The sequence below is a fragment of the Vibrio xiamenensis genome, assembly GCF_900100015.1.
Lineage (GTDB): Bacteria > Pseudomonadota > Gammaproteobacteria > Enterobacterales > Vibrionaceae > Vibrio > Vibrio xiamenensis.
This window is the reverse complement of record NZ_FNDD01000046.1, coordinates 1-16,674: the sequence shown is the minus strand read 5'-3', so window position 1 is coordinate 16,674 and position 16,674 is coordinate 1. Positions and strand designations below refer to the sequence as shown.

The following is a 16,674-nucleotide window of genomic DNA, read 5'->3' as shown; positions in this document are numbered from 1 at the left end:
TTTTGTCAGTGACTTAACGCTCTATTGCGAAGACATCGCTAAGCAAACAGTAAGTTTTTTACCTGCTCGGCGTTCTTACAACGTGCCAGCGCCATGGCTTTCAGTTTGGTATCAAAAGTGCCGTTGAGCTGATCGGCAACGTGTTTAAGATGTGATGGCATCAAACCAAATTCGACAAATTCGCTGCTTGGGGTTAAACGCTGCACATCCACTTTTAATGCACTGGCATAGGCGCTTAAAATCGGTTGATAATCGCCACTAAAGCGTTTTTCGATACCAGCTGTCTCAGTGCTGGCTGACACCGTGTTCGTGTCAGCTTTGGCCGTTGGCGAATTTAAATTGACTAACCAATCGGCTTTGGCGCGCTGGCGATCAATTTTGCCGTTCGCCGACAGCGCAAACTGCTCAATTTGACTAAATTGATTCGGCAAATGCGACACCGGTAAACGCGCTTTAATAAACGCACGCACTTCACTGGCTGGTAACGGCTTACCATCTTCACTCGCATAAATCGCCCCGATCACCGTATCGCCCGAATTTGGCTCCTGATAATCAATCACAATCGCTTCTTTGACCTTCGGACATTGGCGCAACTCTTTTTCAATATCCGGCAGTGAAACCCGCACGCCGCGCACTTTGACATAGCCATTAATGCGCGTCGCAAAGATGATGGTGCCATCTTCACGGTAGTAGCCCATATCGCCGGTGCGAAACGCTCGTACTGTGTCGCCCTCAGGAGTATTGAGTTGAATAAAATCTTTTTGACTGAGCTCGCCGTCTTGCAAATAACCCAAACTTAAGCTCACCCCTGCAGTGACAATGCGCCCGACTTTATAAGCTGGGCAGTGATTTAATTGCTCATCGACAATGTAATATTGCACCCCCGGTAAAGGCTGACCATAAGGGATGACTGCCACGTCTTGAGCGCTGAGCGGATGCCAAATGCTCCAGATGGTGGTTTCGGTCGGGCCACCTAACGAATACAGCGCCAGCGATGGAAAATGTTGGCGTAAATAGGCAATGGTTTTGGGTTTGATGTAGTCACCGCCCTGAGCAATTAAGCGCAGAGAAGTCAGAGAATTTGGCATCTCGCACGCCAGCAGCATCTCTAAAATCGCCGGTACTGAACACCAAATGGTCACTTTGTGGCGCGCCACCAATTGATTCCATGCCAAGGCATTTTTGTCCTGATCGGCATCCGGCACCACCAGCGCCGCGCCCGCGCTAAGCGCACCAAACAGATCAAACACCGACATATCATGATGCAGCGGCGTTACCGACATACACACATCACGGCGTGTAAGTTGCCACTTATCAATGGTCGCGGCCACCACGTTAGCAGTGGCTAGATTGTTCACCACCACACATTTCGGCTTACCGGTTGTCCCTGAAGTATACAGGTAGTAACAGCCACTCTGTTTGCGGCTGAGCTTGGCAAGGTTCAACGCCTGGCACTCATTAGTCGCTGGCGTTTGCAGTAACTCATCGATATTCGCTAACGCGACTTGGCTTGGCGCTGGTAATTCCGAGTCGCTAACAATTAATTGCGGTTGGCAGTGAGACAATAAATACTCTAAACGCTCTTGCGGCGAACGAGCATCAATCGGCACCCAAACCAACCCAGATAATGCGCAGGCAAGCGTTGCGGCAATATGTTTTGGGCTGCGCGGCAGGCATAGCGCCACCACGTCCCCTTCACTTAAGCCTCGCTGGGCAAAATGGCGACGAAGCAGATCCACCTGAGTGCCCAATTCGCGATAAGAAATCGCCGCGCCGTTATGCCACAGCGCGGTGGCGTTTTGCCTCTCGCCATACAGATTATCGTAAATTCTCGCTAAGAACGCATCATCATAGGCTTGAGCGTTTGGCGTATTGGCTTGGTAGTGGTCAAAGGTTTGCCACGCTGTAGCCGTGACTGCGAGGTCACCTTGCTGGCAAATGCTGCTCACCGCTTGATTTACCGCCGATAGAAATGCCGTAACAAATCCGTCCTCAAGTGCTTGCTGGGCGTAATCTACGCTGATCAACAGATGTCGCTCTGCATCCAGATTGAGGCGTAAATCCATCGCGACTTGCGGCGTTTGAGTAACACCATCCAAATACTCCACACCCAGTTTAGGGTTCAGGCTTGGCCAACTCATCGCATTGGTCATCACCACTGGCAGCGCTAAACTGCCGCCGTTTTTGCTCAGTAAATGACGATTAAGATCAATGCCGGAAAACGCCAAATGCTCCAACGATTGCAGCAACTCTTTTTGCAACTTGGCAACGCGGTCGACAAATTGACCGTGGTGCTTGTCGTACACCACAGTGACAAACGTGGAGTTATTTTTCAGTGCTTGATTCGGAGTTGGAATCGCAACCGGCACGCCAAGACACAAAGGCTGCTCGTCACTCCATAACGCCAATGCTTCGAGCATAATGGCGCTTAACAGCGAGTTTTGTAGTAAACGCTCAGCGCCGCCAATGCGCGTCAATTGCATCAGCTGAGCTTTGTCGATTTTCAATGTCTGGCGGCGATAATCAGCGCAGCGAATCGATTCCAGCGAGCGACGCCACGGTAAGTTAGGTGCCCCGCTCACGTTTGACAATTGCTGTTGCCAAAACTGCTGCGCACTTTGCAGAGCTTGCTCAGATGCCGCTTGTGCAGGTACATCAATCGGCTGCTCAGTTAAGGTTTTATGTGGATCAAACAACTCGCTAATAATTTGCGAAATCGCCCGACCATCACCAATCAGAGCATCGAAACTGGTCATCACCCACAAGCTATCACCATGTTGATGATCATCAGGAAGTAGCACCGCCACCACATGCCAAGGCGATTGTTTGCTGAGATCATAGCGGCGCTGCCGATAACTCTCTCGAAGGCGCTGAGCTTGGCGCTCGGCGTGCTCTGGGGTGAGGTGTGACACGTCCAACACTTCCAAATTCACCGTAATCTGATCGCTCACCAGGCTAGTCAATCGGTCAACATCAATACGAGTGCGTAGCAGCGGATAATGGCCAACCAACTCAGTTAAGCGTTGACGCAAAGCTTCAACACTCAGCGGCGCGCGATACTCACGAAAATCATGCATCGCCACACCACCAAGTGGCATATGATCTTCTCGGCCAAGTAGATACGCTTGCTGCAGAGCATTCAAAGGCTGCGGCTTGGGCGCATATTGAATGGTCATATCTTGCGCCGCGCTTTGTGAAACATAGCTTGAGTCTTTGGCGGCAAGCTCGAGTCTTGCCACAAAATCGTGGAATACGCGCTCAATAACACCATCCTCAAACACATCCGCGCGCACATCCCAGTTAAGCAGCAGGCCATCATGGGCCGCGGCAATCTGTGCATCCAACGTAACTTGCGCGCCTTGTGATATTGCCCAAACCATATTACCAAACTGCTCACGTGCCAGTTCACTGAGTAGGGTGTTGCCACTGAGATTAACGCCTGCGGTAAATACGACGGGCGAGCTTTGCTGCTCACCATATAAGCGCGACAAATCACGCATGACGTTAACGCCATCGTAGTCGCTATAGCTGATTAATTGATTGAGCTGGTGAGAAATATCCTGAACAAAATCTTGCACCGTTTGCGTCGGTTTGATATCCACACTCAGCAGCATTAGGCGTGCAAAATCGCCGACCACTCGACTCACATCGACACCTCGGTCAGGGCGATAAAACATCGGCACATTTAAACGAAATTGAGCTTGGCCGGTGGCTTTGGCCATAGATTGTGCAAACAATGCCAAGCTTAGAGTGCTTAGTGTAACGTCCTGCTGGTGAGCCAACTGTTCAAGCGCACCGCGCGTCGTCATATCCAAATTGGCCGCTAAGCGGGTCATTTGACACTGCTCAGCACTGGCATCAGTGGTGATGTAAGGAAGTTGAGGCGCCGGAGAGACTTGGTTCAAACGCGCTTGCCACCACTTGCGACTCTGAACATTGCTAGGCCCAGAATTCGCAGCCGTTTCCGCTTTAATAAATTCAAAAAACGCCACGTTTTCAGCAGGTTTAATCGCATCAGGGTCACGATATAACCTCGCTAAATCATCGACGATAATGCGAAAGCTTTCACCATCGGCCGCAATCATATCGACATCGATATGCAAACGGCAGCGACCCTCACCAAGTAAGGTCAGACGAAAATCCGCCGCCTGCCCCTGTGCCAAATTTAAGCTTTGATGGGACATGTTGTGGCGAATGTCATTTAGCGTTTGCTCGGCCTGTTGCGCGGTTAAGGCTGATAAATCTTCAACCCGTAACTGATGCAAATCACTAAGCATGGCGATACTTTGCTCGCCTTGCGGCGAAATTTTTACTCGCAGCATCGGATGAACGCGATACAGCGCATCGACGGCTTTGCCAAGGCGCTTAGGGTCGATATCGACCCCATCAAATTCGGTGTACAGATGGGCGGCTACACCGCAAAGAGACTGCTGTGACTGGCGGCCTACCCAATAAGCCGCTTGCATCGCACTTAAGGCGACGACGCCGTTTTGTTCCACTATCACTGTCTCTAACTCCTTGAAATCAAGCTAACGGGTCGCCTGTTGCGCCCAAATAAACCATTTGTCTGTGTGCAGCCAAGCGGTGTGATTCGGTGGTCATGGTTTATCTGCAATCCGCTTTACAAGCTCGAACAAGCATATATATCGCACGGCTTCCTTAGCTGAAGCACAAAAATAACCATTGACAAACACCAACATGTTACACAATATTTCGGAATGCGATTAATAATAATTATCATTAAGATTAATGTAAACAAGATGGTTGCATATCAAACAAGGAAAAGTGTGCGCATCGCAGCTTAAACGTCATTCAGTTAGAAAATGTTGGAAACCCCATGTCTCATTTAGCACAAGTCTTTAATGCTCAAAGCTACCGTGCCCTTCCCAGTGTCGAAGCGCTGGCAGACCAATATTCCCTTAACCAAATTCAGCGCGAATTTATCGACCATTCACGCCAACAAATCAGCCAAATTCTCAAAGGTGAGGATCCACGTCTGCTTTTGATCATTGGCCCATGCTCAATTCACGATCCCGAAGCTGGACTTGAATACGCGCAAAAATTGGCGCAATTACAGCACCGCTATCGTGACCAACTGCTGATTGTAATGCGCACCTATTTTGAAAAGCCCCGCACGCGAACTGGCTGGAAAGGCTTAGTGGTTGATCCAAATCTTGATGGCAGCCAAAACTTGGCGCAAGGCCTTGCCACAGCGCGAGAGTTTCTCACTCAAGTTATTGATCTCAAATTGGCGACCGCCACCGAGTTTCTTGATACCAACATCGCACCTTACCTTGCAGATTTGATCTGCTGGGGCGCGATTGGCGCGCGCACTGCGGAATCCCAGCCGCACCGTCAACTGGCATCGGCGCTGCCCTTCCCTGTCGGGATCAAAAATGGCACTGGCGGCGATATTGATATCGCCATCAACGCCATTCACGCCATGCAAGAACCACATTTGATGCCATTTTCCGGCTCTGAGCGGGGCGCGCTGTGCATCACCAGCCAAGGGAATCCTTTCGGTCACATCATTCTGCGCGGCGGTAAAACACCGAATTACCAGAGTCCACACGTGGTCAATGCCAGCACTCAACTTAGTGATGACGGGCTAAGACCAAGACTGGTGATCGATTGCAGCCACGGCAATAGCGAAAAAATCGCGCTTAACCAGCTCAAAGTGGCGAAAGATATCGCCAAGCAGCTGCGCGATGGCGAGCGCTGTATTGCCGGTGTGATGTGTGAAAGCTTTCTTGAAGCAGGCAATCAGCATGTGGCAAATACGCCGCTGACGTATGGTCAATCGATCACCGATGCGTGCTTGGATTGGCAGCAATCTCAGCAACTGATTGAGCAATTAGCGCAAGCGGTCAATGAATGCCAAACCGCACGTTGTTCGACCGTCGCGTAACCCGTTGACGTTGCCATAAAGCGCCTCGATAGGCAGAGCGTTCTGCCTATCGAGATTGAACTCCCGTTTACGCGCAAATGGGTTGAACGAAACTAAGTCAGTTGTCCAGCGTCGCACCACCATCAACACGTAAGTCGTGCATGGTGATGTGGTTCGCCGCATCTGAAAGCAAAAACAGTACGGTTTGGGCGATATCACTTGGTTCGGCAATTTTTTGCAGTGGAATACCTAAACGGAACTGACTGGCGTCGCCGGCGATCACTTCGGCTTCGCCATAGCTATCGGTCCACAGCTGACGCTGCATCGCAGTGCGCGTCGAGCCTGGGCTAACAATGTTGCAGCGAATGCCAAAAGGCGCGAGCTCAATGCCCATGCACTTAACCATCATGTGCAGCGCCGCTTTTGATGCGCCGTACGCGCCAATCGCATTTCTTGGTGTGTTGGCGGCGTTAGAGCCAATGACCACCATGCTGCCGCGACGGCGCTGCTGCATACCGGACGTAACGGCTTGCATGGCAGCCAATACGCCAAAGGTATTGATATCAAAGGCTTGTTTTACTTGTTCAAGGGGCATTTTGTGCAGCGATCCGACCGGCAGAACACCGGCGCAACACACCAGATGATCAAAATCACCATACTGCTGAATCCAGTCTTCTACTTGGCTAATCAGGGTGTGATGCTCGGCGAGGTCGAGGTATTGGCAAGTCATTTGTTGTGGGAATTGTTGGCGCAGTGTTTCGCTATTTTCAAGCAGCAGTTCCAGTTGTCTGTCAGCCGCCACAACTTGAGCACCGGACTTAACTAAATGTTCTAAAACGGAAAACCCTATCCCTGTTGCGGCGCCAATCAGCAGCACACGTTGATGATTAAATTGCATAGCAACCTCTATTTTCATTGGTTGTGATTCAAACAAATAACCGTTTCTCATCGTGATCGATTTCAAAAGATGAGAAACAATAACAAATGTAATTAATAACTATTCGTATTTGTGTAATGTCGAATGTAATCTGTTGTGTATCAAAGCGCAACAAATGGTCACTAAACATTTATAGAAGGAATCGGTAATGAAACGCGAAGTGGTCGGATACTCTTTTATGTCCGAAGAATTGATTGCAAACCAACTGGTCTCGTCGCCTTTTTTCTTTGCCAACGCACACTCCACTATGCTTGGCAAAGGCGTACAAGCACACTTTAAACAGGCCATCCCTTTTGCCGAACTCGCCAACCAAGCACAAGCCATGCTCGAACAAGCGAAAAGTGAACAGTGTGAAAACCCAGTGCTATTTGGCGTGGTACCGTTTAATCAGGAAAACCCCACTCAATTTGTGATCCCTGAAACCCTGTATGTCTCGAGCAGCACTCGCGCCAATCGCGCGTTAAGTCAGGCCAAAGCAGAAGCCAAAGTGATTTCATCACCCACAGGCAATCACTACAAACAAGGGGTATCAAGCCTATTGGAAATGTTTGCCAACGCAGGGCTTTCCAAAGTGGTGTTGTCACGTGCGGTGGAAGTCGCCACCGATGAAGACATCGACCAAGCTAAGCTACTGCGCAACTTATTGGCCATCAATGCCCGCGGTTACACCTTTGCTGCCAGCATAGATCAAGACAACCGTCTGATGGGCGCCAGCCCTGAACTCTTGATTGCCAAAAAAGGCAGCCAACTGATTTCCAACCCATTGGCCGGTTCACGCCCCCGCTCAAGCTCTGCAGCTGAAAACCAAGCCCATGAGCAATCGCTGCTCAACACCCAAAAAGATCTCCATGAACATGGATTGGTAGTGGAAGAAGTCGAGCGCGTGATGAGCCAATACTGCCACAACTTATACACGCCTATGGTGCCATCGGTCATTGAAACTGAAACCATGCTGCATCTGTCAACTAAGTTAGAAGGTCAGGTTGACGATCCAAATGTCAGTGCGATTCAAGTCGCCGCCGACCTGCACCCTACGCCAGCGGTATGCGGTTTTCCGCGCCAACCGGCTTATGATGCGATTAAGCAACTGGAAGGGTTTGACCGTGGCTATTTCACCGGCATGGTCGGCTGGTGCGATGCGCGAGGCAACGGCGAATGGGTGGTCACGATTCGCTGCGCCGAAGTCAAAACACGCCAGATGAAAGTGTTTGCCGGAGCTGGCATTGTCAATGAATCCCATCCACAAAGTGAACTCGATGAAACGGGCGCCAAAATGCGCACTATTTTGTCTGCTGCGGGCATTCAACTTAACGAACTTCTCAACGCCTAGAGGCCCGATGCTATGACAGACAATGCCATGACAAACCATTCCAAGATAAACACGTCCATCACCGCCGATGCGATTGAATTCACCCCGTGGCCTGAGCATCTTGCCAAGCAGTATCGACAACTCGGTTACTGGCAAGACAAAACCCTGCTTGATTATCTGCGTGACAGCGTGGAAGCCTACCCTGACCACCCCGCGATTGTATGCGGCGAGCGTGAAATCAGCTATCGCGATCTCCACCAGCAAATCGCTCAACTTGCGACTGGCTTTGAGCAGCTCGGCTTAAAGGCTGGCGATAACGTGGTTCTGCAAATGACCAATGTTGCCGAATTTTATATGTGCTTTTTCGCGCTGGTGCAAAAAGGCGTGCGCCCAATTATGGCGCTGCCTGCCCATCGCTCGTCAGAAATTCGCTATTTTTGCCAACACGCCAATGCGAAGGCTTACATCATTAACGGTGAAGAGCGCCAATTCGATTACCAAAAGCTGGCGTGTGAAGTTCTGGAAGCTTGCCCAAGCCTTGCGCATGTGATCGTCAAAGGTGAATGTCATTATCCAGATAACGATAAATTCGTCACGCTCGCAAGCTGCTATCAACACGCCGATTACCAGCAAACGGCAAACCCAGAGCAAGTAGCATTTTTCCAACTCTCTGGCGGTACTACAGGCACGCCAAAACTTATCCCTCGCAGCCACAACGATTACGCATACAGCGTGGTTGGCAGCGTAGATATTTGCCAATTTGATCATCAAACCAAGTACTTATGTGCGCTACCTGTCGCGCATAATTTTCCATTTAGCTCACCGGGAGCTTTAGGCGTATTCTGGGCTGGCGGCACCGTAGTGCTGACCAAAGACCCAACTCCGCAAGCCGCATTTGCTGTGATTGAAAAACACCAAGTCAACGTTTCCGGTATCGTGCCACCACTGGCGCTATTATGGATGGACCACGCGGCCAATACTGAGTATGACATTTCAAGCTTGGCGCTGCTGCAAGTTGGCGGTGCCAAATTCAGTGAATCGGCGGCGCGGCGCGTCCCTCAAACTCTGGGTTGTAAACTGCAACAGATCTTCGGTATGGCGGAAGGCTTAGTGAATTACACACGGCTTGATGATCCAGAAGAGGTTATGTTTGCCACCCAAGGGCGACCGATTTCTGCGCATGATCAGGTAATGGTGGTTGATGAAGACGGCATGCCAGTGAAACCCGGCGAAGAGGGTTTTCTTCTCACCCAAGGACCTTACACCATTCGCGGCTATTATAAGGCGCCGGAGCACAATCAGCGCTCATTCAATAGCCACGGTTTTTACATTACCGGTGATATCGTCAAGCTCACCGAAGACGGCAACATAGTGGTAACAGGGCGTGATAAAGACCAAATTAACCGTGGTGGTGAAAAAGTGGCCGCTGAAGAGGTCGAAAACCAACTGCTGCGCCATTCTGCAGTACACGACGCGGCGCTGATTGCCATTCCTGACGACTACCTTGGTGAGCGCAGCTGCGCTGTGGTGGTGTTAAGTGGCGAGGAGCAAGTCAAAGCCATCACGCTGAAACGCTTTTTACGTGATGCTGGTTTGGCAGACTTTAAAATCCCCGACCAAGTTCATTTTGTCGACCAACTGCCAAAAACCTCGGTTGGCAAAATCGATAAAAAAGCGCTGCGCGCCCAATACCAATAGCGTAAACGGTATCTAAACCCGCCGACTTTGCGCCAATAAAAAAACCGATTTCTAATCAAATCGGTTTTTTGTATTTGTCAGTAAAGCTGGCAGCAAGAGTTAATACTCTTCATCCATGATCACATGACGCTCTTCATGGTATTTCTCTTCATCTTTACCGCGCTTCCAGTAAGGAATCGCATAGAGGTTTTTCTTCGACAATTGGTAGTCGGCAATCAGCTTATTGCGACACGCAACCACGGAAGCATTCTCCCCTGCAACGAACGCCGAAATGCTATTGACGCCCTCTGGCGGCGCCACTTGAGCGATGGCTTTTTCAAGCGGCAGCGGCTCAATCGCCGGTTCACGCACCAACCAGTGCAATTCAACGTTTGCTGGATGTTCAAGTGAGTGCTCATCATCGGCGCTGTCGATTTCAATAAACGCGTGGCCTTGTGCCGTGCTTGGCAGCTCTTCCAAAATCGCGCTAATGGCGGGCAGCGCCGAAAGATCGCCCGCTAAAATGTGCCAATCCGCTGGCTGAAGCAGTGGATCCGGGCCACCGGGCCCCGCGAGACCAATAACATCGCCAGGATGACACGTAATCGCCCAACCAGAACCTGGGCTTTCCGTGCCATGAGCCACAAAATCGATATCCAGTTCATTAGTCTCAGGGCGATATTTGCGCACCGTGTAGGCACGAGAAACCGGTTTGTTTTTCGGCCAACAAATTCTATCCCCTTCTCGCCACGGCAAATCCAACGTGCCCGTGGTGCGATTGGCAAAAAACAGCTTAATCAAGCCGCCGTTTTTGTCCGCAGGAAAGCCGATTAAATCGTCGCAGCTAAAAGTCACTCTCAATAGATGCGGTGTGATGTATTGCTTACGCACACACGCGATCAAGCGTGGTTTCAAGCGATCGTCGTAGCCATTTTCACTCATGTATTTTTTATCCTTATTATGCTTATCACTTAGTTAAGTGCGGCGCCCATCTCGAGGCGCTCAATCCAGTGTGTAAACAACATTTTTTGCTAACCGAAGCCGCATTACGCCGCTTCAGTTTGTTTGGCTTTTACTCGTGGTTCGATCAATTGCCACCACTCTTGCAAAGTGACACTTTCCATTAGCTGGGCAAAGCTGATATCAGCACCTTTGGCTTTCCATTTCTCAAGCAGCGTCATCGCGCGAATCGAATCGAGCCCTAGGAAGAGCAAGTTTTCTTCAGGCTCAACGTCTTCAACATCAAGCTCTAATAATTGCGCGACATCCAACTGCATGCTTTGCAGAGACAGCGCATCAGACGCGGGTTGCGAGATTTCTTCAATCGCCTGCGCGGTCGATTTCACCGCTCCAGCTCGGCCAACGATGTAGTTCAAAGTAAACAGATGATCCTCGCTTGAGAAATCGGCAATTGCATCACCAATCACGAACGGTTGAACATCCAACATGAAAGCTTCAAGTGAGGTCGACAAAATGCCGATGTGGCCATACACGCCGGTGATGATGATTTGGTCGCGGCCACTCTCTTGCATGTAATCCAAAAGCGGGCTTTTTTTGAATGCGCTATAACGCCACTTAGTCAATTCAATATCGTCTTGCTGCGGAGTAAGTTCTGGCAAAATCGCGGTTTCTTCGCTAAGACCTGGCCCCCAAAAATCGGTCAGTAAGGCACGCTCTTTAGGGTCTTGATTAGCAGGCTGAGCGGTATAAATAACCGGAATCCCCGCCTGTTTGGCTGCCGCTTTCACCGCCTGAATATGCTGCTTTAAGCTCGGCACTGGCGCCGCTTGGGTATCAAAGAAATTGACGAAATACTCTTGCATGTCATGGATCAACAGCACCGCGCGTTGCGGGTCGATTTGCCAATTGACTTTGTTGGTTGGAAATTGCTCTTGGCTTGGAAGTGAGTACGACGCAATTTTTGGAATAGCCATAATTTATCCTTGTCTTAGTTAGCCAACTGCGTGTTGAAGTCTTGATAGTCACGCGCAGTTTTCAGTGAGTCGCTTTATATCGGGCAATGAATCGGCCTGATGTGGCTCATCTAATCAATAAACTTTGCGATACTATCAACTACACCTTTACAAGTAAATAATAATAGTTATCATTTGCGTTCAATTATAAAAATTCCACTTTATGAACCACACTCCGTTGGCTAAGGACGGCATCACTATGGCTGCAACGCAAATTTACTCACCGCTGATAAAAATCGCCCTGCCGATTATTTTTATTCAAGTCTGCCAAGCCTCGTTGGGCTTGTTTGATACCCTTATCGCTGGACGATATCACTTTCAACACCTGGCCGGAGTGGGGCTTGGCAGTAATTTATGGACGCCCGTCATTACACTTGCCACTGGCGTGTTGTATGCGCTGATCCCCAAAATATCTTCATGTGCCAGTCAGCGTGACTTCGCACAGATGCAAACCCTGTATCAGCACGGTAAACACAACGCGATAAAGCTGATGATATTTGGCTTTATCACAATTCATTTGCTGGCATTTTTCTGCCCATATTTCATTGCCGATACGGCCGTTGCGACCGTCACTCAACGCTATTTACACTTCGTCGCCTTCGCAGTACCTGGGCTAATGTATATGGTGCTTAATCGCTTTTTCTGTGAAGGTAATAGCCGCTTTGCGCCCGTGGTCATCACCACAGTGATCATTTCGCTGCTCAACATTGGCCTAAATGTAATGCTGGTGAATGGCTTGTATGGTTTGCCAGAACTTGGCGGCGCAGGCTGCGGCTTAGCCACCGCCGTGTCGGTTACGCTCGGCGCTGGCGTGATTCACTATCTGTCCCGCCGCCAACTGAGTTTTGCGTTTCCAAGCGCGGCACTGCAAGTCGATAGCCGCGAGACCAAAGCGATGTTTAAAGAAGGCTTACCGATTGGTATTGCGATTGTGGTAGAAATTTTAGCCCTCTCACTGCTGGCGTTTTTTGCTTCTAGCCTTGGAACGAAAGTCATTGCCGCCCATCAAGTGGCAATTAATATCGCCATCGTGGTGTTTATGATTCCTTTGGCACTGGGCGCTGCTGCCACCATACGTATCGCTCATTTTCGCGCTCAACAAGATGGTCAAAACGTCATTCGTACCCGCAACGCATCACTGCTGCTAACTCTGGTATATGGAGCGTTAATGGCAGTGGCAATCCTGATGCTCCTGCCACCATTTACTGCGCTATTTAGCCACGATACTCAAGTGGTGATGATGATCAGCACCCTGCTTATCTACATTGCTGCGTTCCAGTTTGCCGATGCGCTATTGATTGTCGCTTCAAGTATTTTGCGCGGTGTGGAAGAGTTCATTAAGCCGCTAGTAGCAATTTTATTTGCTTACTGGCTGTTTATTTTGCCGCTCAGCTATGTTGTTGGCGTGAAAGGTTGGTGGGTAAACAGCGCCGGAATTGAAACCATTTGGTCACTGCTGATCGTGGGTATCAGCGCTGCAGCGCTGGTATTAATTGCGCAAGCGCGTAATCATACCAAGCAGCTCATGGTGCAAGCCGCGCAGCAACCGCTAGAAACCCTATAACACTTAATCAGTTATCTTCTTAATCTAATTTAACTCCTCAATCGACACTCAAGCCGCGATTGAGGAGTTCATTCCCTAACCAATGAGGTTAAATTTTTTCTACAAAGTTTGCGTTTTTCGCCGCTAATCCCGCACAAATGTTAAATTCTGTCGTGAATATAAAACCTTAAGTTTCCTTGGTTGTTATTCGCCGCTCAAAACGAGATAATACCGCGCTCGGAATGTCTACACTATATCACTATGACCGAATATCTTTTGTTGTTGGTCGGCACTGTGCTGGTCAATAATTTTGTGCTGGTAAAATTTCTGGGCTTATGTCCATTTATGGGCGTGTCTAAAAAACTTGAGACCGCCATTGGAATGGGGTTAGCGACGACGTTCGTTTTAACTCTCGCTTCGGTGTGCGCTTACTTAGTTGAAACCTACATTCTCGCCCCGCTCGGCTTGCAATATCTTCGCACCATGAGCTTTATTTTGGTGATTGCGGTGGTGGTTCAGTTCACCGAAATGGTAGTGCATAAAACCAGCCCTACCCTGTATCGCCTGCTGGGGATTTTCCTTCCTCTTATCACCACCAACTGCGCAGTATTGGGCGTGGCGCTGCTCAACATCAACCAAAACCACAACTTCGTTGAATCGATCATCTACGGTTTTGGCGCCGCGGTTGGTTTCTCGTTGGTCTTGATTCTGTTCGCCTCGATGCGCGAGCGCATTGCCGCCGCAGATGTTCCTTCGCCATTTAAAGGGGCATCGATTGCGATGATCACCGCTGGTTTGATGTCACTTGCCTTTATGGGCTTTACCGGTTTGGTGAAATTATAATGAATGCCATTGTTATCGCGATCATCGCCTTAGCTGTATTGGCAGCGATTTTTGGCGCCATTCTTGGCTTTGCGTCGATCAAGTTTAAAGTCGAAGCTGATCCTATCGTCGATCAGATCGACAGCATTTTGCCGCAAACTCAGTGCGGTCAATGCGGCTACCCAGGTTGTCGCCCTTATGCCGAAGCCATTGCAGGCGGCGACAACATCAATAAATGCCCGCCCGGCGGCCAAGCCACAATTGAAAAATTGGCCGATTTAATGGGCGTTGAGGTCGAAGAGTCGGCGCACGACTTGGATAACGCCGTTAAAAAAGTTGCATTTATTCATGAAGATATGTGTATCGGCTGCACCAAGTGTATTCAGGCGTGCCCTGTTGACGCCATCGTCGGTGGAACCAAAGCATTGCATACCGTCATTAAAGATGAGTGTACAGGCTGCGACCTTTGCGTTGCACCTTGTCCGACCGATTGCATTGAAATGATTCCCGTCGCCACCACGACGGAAAGTTGGAAGTGGCAAATGGACGCCATTCCTGTTGTTGATATTACCGATTCTGCCGAGAAAACGCAGAATGGCGTGAATTAAGGACTGGTATGTTGTCACTAGTTGAACAGATTAAAAACGGCGCGCTGTGGGATTTCCCAGGCGGCATTCATCCGCCTGAAAACAAAACTCAATCCACCAGCACCGCTCTGGTCTCGGCACGCATTCCGAATGAAATTGTCATTCCAATTAAACAGCACATCGGTAAGCCCGGCTTAATGCTGGTGAACGTTGGCGCTCAAGTCAAAAAAGGCCAACCGCTAACGCGCTACGACACCAGCCTTAGTATCCCGGTTCATGCCCCAACATCTGGCACCATCACGGCGATTGAACCGCGCACCACCGCGCACCCATCTGGCCTGAGTGAAATGTGTGTGGTGATCAAACCCGACTTTCAAGACACTTGGATTGAGCGCCAACCGATCGCCGATTACACCGAGCGCACACCGGAAGAATTGATTGAAATCGTACGCCGCGCTGGCATTTCTGGTATGGGCGGTGCAGGCTTTCCGACCGCGAAAAAAATTCAATCGGGTTTATCTCGAGTAGAGATTCTAATTGTCAACGCCGCTGAATGTGAGCCTTACATTACCGCTGATGACGCATTAATGCGTGAATACGCCGATGAGGTGATTGAAGGCGTTCGCATTGTCGAACACATTCTTAAGCCAAAACTGACCATTATCGGTATTGAAGACAATAAGCCGGAAGCGATCAAAGCGCTGCAAGACGCTACCGTCGACAACGACATGGTGATTCGCGTCATTCCGACCAAATACCCATCGGGCGGTGCCAAGCAGTTGATCAAATTGCTGACCAATAAAGAAGTCCCGGCGGGCCGCCACTCGGCAGACATCGGGATCATGGTATTTAACGTTGGTTCTTTCCAAGCGATTAAACGCGCGGTGGTCGACGACGAGCCTTTGATTCGCCGCGTCATTACGCTGACAGGCAATACTTTTAAGCAACCACGTAATGTCTGGGCGCTGCTTGGCACATCGGTGCAAGACTTGCTGGAAGAGTTTGGTTATCAAGCGGATAAAAAGCTGCCAAGGTTAATCATGGGCGGGCCGATGATGGGCTTTACCATGCCGCACGCCAATGTCCCGGTCACTAAGATTTCCAACTGTATTCTGGCGCCGACCCGCAAAGAAATTGCCCCGCAACGCGGTGAAATGGCCTGTATTCGCTGCAGTGAATGTGCTGACGCCTGCCCTGCCTCGCTGCTACCGCAGCAGTTGCAATGGTATGCCAAAGCGCAAGACTACGATAAGTGCGAAGAACTCAACCTCAAAGATTGCATCGAATGCGGCGCCTGTGCCTACGTGTGCCCAAGCGAAATTCCTTTGGTGCAATATTACCGCCAAGCCAAAGCAGAAATTCGTGCTCGCCAACAAGAAGCGGATGCCGCCGAGCGAGCGCGTCAACGCTTTGAAGAGAAAAAAGCACGTATGGAGCGCGATAAGCTCGAACGTGAAAATCGCTTTAAGAAAGCCGCCGATGATCGCCGCAAAGAGATGAAAACCACCAATGGTGGCGATGATGCGATTGCGGCAGCGATTGCGCGCGTCAAAGCGCAGAAAGCCTCTCAAGACAGCGAAGAACCAAAAGTAAAACCGGCCGTTGCGGCCGCGATTGCGAAAGCGAAAGCCAAACAAGCCGAGGCGCTCAAAGCGGGCAATGCTGAGCCTGATAACAGCGAGATGGCAAAATTGCGCGAAGAGCGTAAACGCCAAGCACGCGAGAAAAAAGCGCAGCAGTCAACACTTGAATCAAGTAGCGATGACAAGGCAGATAAAAAAGATGCAGTTGCTGCCGCCGTTGCGCGCGCTAAAGCACGCAAAGCAGAGAAACAGCAAAGCGCCGCCGAAGCTGAGCCGCAATCGGAAGAGCAAGACGCCGATCCGAAAAAAGCCGCGGTCGCTGCCGCCGTTGCACGCGCCAAAGCCCGTAAAGCAGA

Annotated in this window: 11 protein-coding genes; 7 read left to right on the top strand and 4 right to left on the bottom strand. The window is 50.1% G+C overall.

The window, feature by feature from the left end; translation table 11 throughout:
- Nucleotides 1-38 precede the first annotated feature (38 nt).
- Complete coding sequence (locus BLS03_RS23815) at nt 39-4,505, bottom strand: amino acid adenylation domain-containing protein (protein ID WP_143015685.1); 4,467 nt, start codon at nt 4,503-4,505, stop codon at nt 39-41.
- 332 nt (nt 4,506-4,837) lie between these two features.
- On the opposite strand from BLS03_RS23815, the gene BLS03_RS23810 reads away from it, so the two are divergent.
- Nucleotides 4,838-5,908: a 3-deoxy-7-phosphoheptulonate synthase gene (locus BLS03_RS23810; protein ID WP_093279361.1), complete on the top strand. Its 1,071-nt coding sequence runs from the start codon at nt 4,838-4,840 to the stop codon at nt 5,906-5,908.
- 97 nt (nt 5,909-6,005) lie between these two features.
- Here the strand turns inward: BLS03_RS23810 and BLS03_RS23805 are convergent, their stop codons facing one another.
- Entirely contained in the window at nt 6,006-6,785 is a 780-nt protein-coding gene (locus tag BLS03_RS23805; protein ID WP_093279360.1) for a 2,3-dihydro-2,3-dihydroxybenzoate dehydrogenase, read from the bottom strand.
- 187 nt (nt 6,786-6,972) lie between these two features.
- Here BLS03_RS23805 and BLS03_RS23800 point away from each other — a divergent pair, with 187 nt between their 5' ends.
- Together BLS03_RS23800 and BLS03_RS23795 are read left to right on the top strand one after the other, a co-directional pair.
- Nucleotides 6,973-8,154, top strand: coding sequence for an isochorismate synthase (locus tag BLS03_RS23800; protein ID WP_093279359.1), 1,182 nt, complete (start codon nt 6,973-6,975; stop codon nt 8,152-8,154).
- A 27-nt stretch (nt 8,155-8,181) separates the two neighbouring features.
- Nucleotides 8,182-9,831 carry a (2,3-dihydroxybenzoyl)adenylate synthase gene (locus tag BLS03_RS23795; protein WP_093279369.1) on the top strand — a complete coding sequence of 550 codons (1,650 nt, stop codon included), beginning with the start codon at nt 8,182-8,184 and terminating at the stop codon, nt 9,829-9,831.
- A gap of 99 nt (nt 9,832-9,930) precedes the next feature.
- Here BLS03_RS23795 and BLS03_RS23790 read toward each other — a convergent pair whose 3' ends face one another.
- Together BLS03_RS23790 and BLS03_RS23785 are read right to left on the bottom strand one after the other, a co-directional pair.
- Nucleotides 9,931-10,752: a siderophore-interacting protein gene (locus BLS03_RS23790; protein ID WP_093279358.1), complete on the bottom strand. Its 822-nt coding sequence runs from the start codon at nt 10,750-10,752 to the stop codon at nt 9,931-9,933.
- Between the two features lie 104 nt (nt 10,753-10,856).
- On the bottom strand, nt 10,857-11,744 hold the full coding sequence (locus tag BLS03_RS23785; protein WP_093279357.1) for an isochorismatase: 888 nt from the start codon (nt 11,742-11,744) through the stop codon (nt 10,857-10,859).
- A 238-nt stretch (nt 11,745-11,982) separates the two neighbouring features.
- Between BLS03_RS23785 and BLS03_RS23780 the strand changes: the two genes are divergently transcribed.
- The 4 genes from BLS03_RS23780 to rsxC all read left to right on the top strand — a co-directional run.
- Nucleotides 11,983-13,347, top strand: a complete 1,365-nt coding sequence (locus BLS03_RS23780; protein ID WP_176765680.1) for an MATE family efflux transporter — start codon at nt 11,983-11,985, stop codon at nt 13,345-13,347.
- A 240-nt stretch (nt 13,348-13,587) separates the two neighbouring features.
- Nucleotides 13,588-14,169: an electron transport complex subunit RsxA gene (gene rsxA / locus BLS03_RS23775; RefSeq protein ID WP_093279355.1), complete on the top strand. Its 582-nt coding sequence runs from the start codon at nt 13,588-13,590 to the stop codon at nt 14,167-14,169.
- Nucleotides 14,169-14,756 (top strand): electron transport complex subunit RsxB, encoded by a 588-nt coding sequence (gene rsxB, locus BLS03_RS23770; protein WP_093279354.1) that lies wholly within the window; start codon nt 14,169-14,171, stop codon nt 14,754-14,756. Before rsxA ends, rsxB begins: the two co-directional genes overlap by 1 nt.
- An 8-nt stretch (nt 14,757-14,764) precedes the next feature.
- The coding region (gene rsxC / locus BLS03_RS23765; RefSeq protein ID WP_093279353.1) for an electron transport complex subunit RsxC at nt 14,765-16,674 on the top strand (1,910 nt) is incomplete at its 3' end.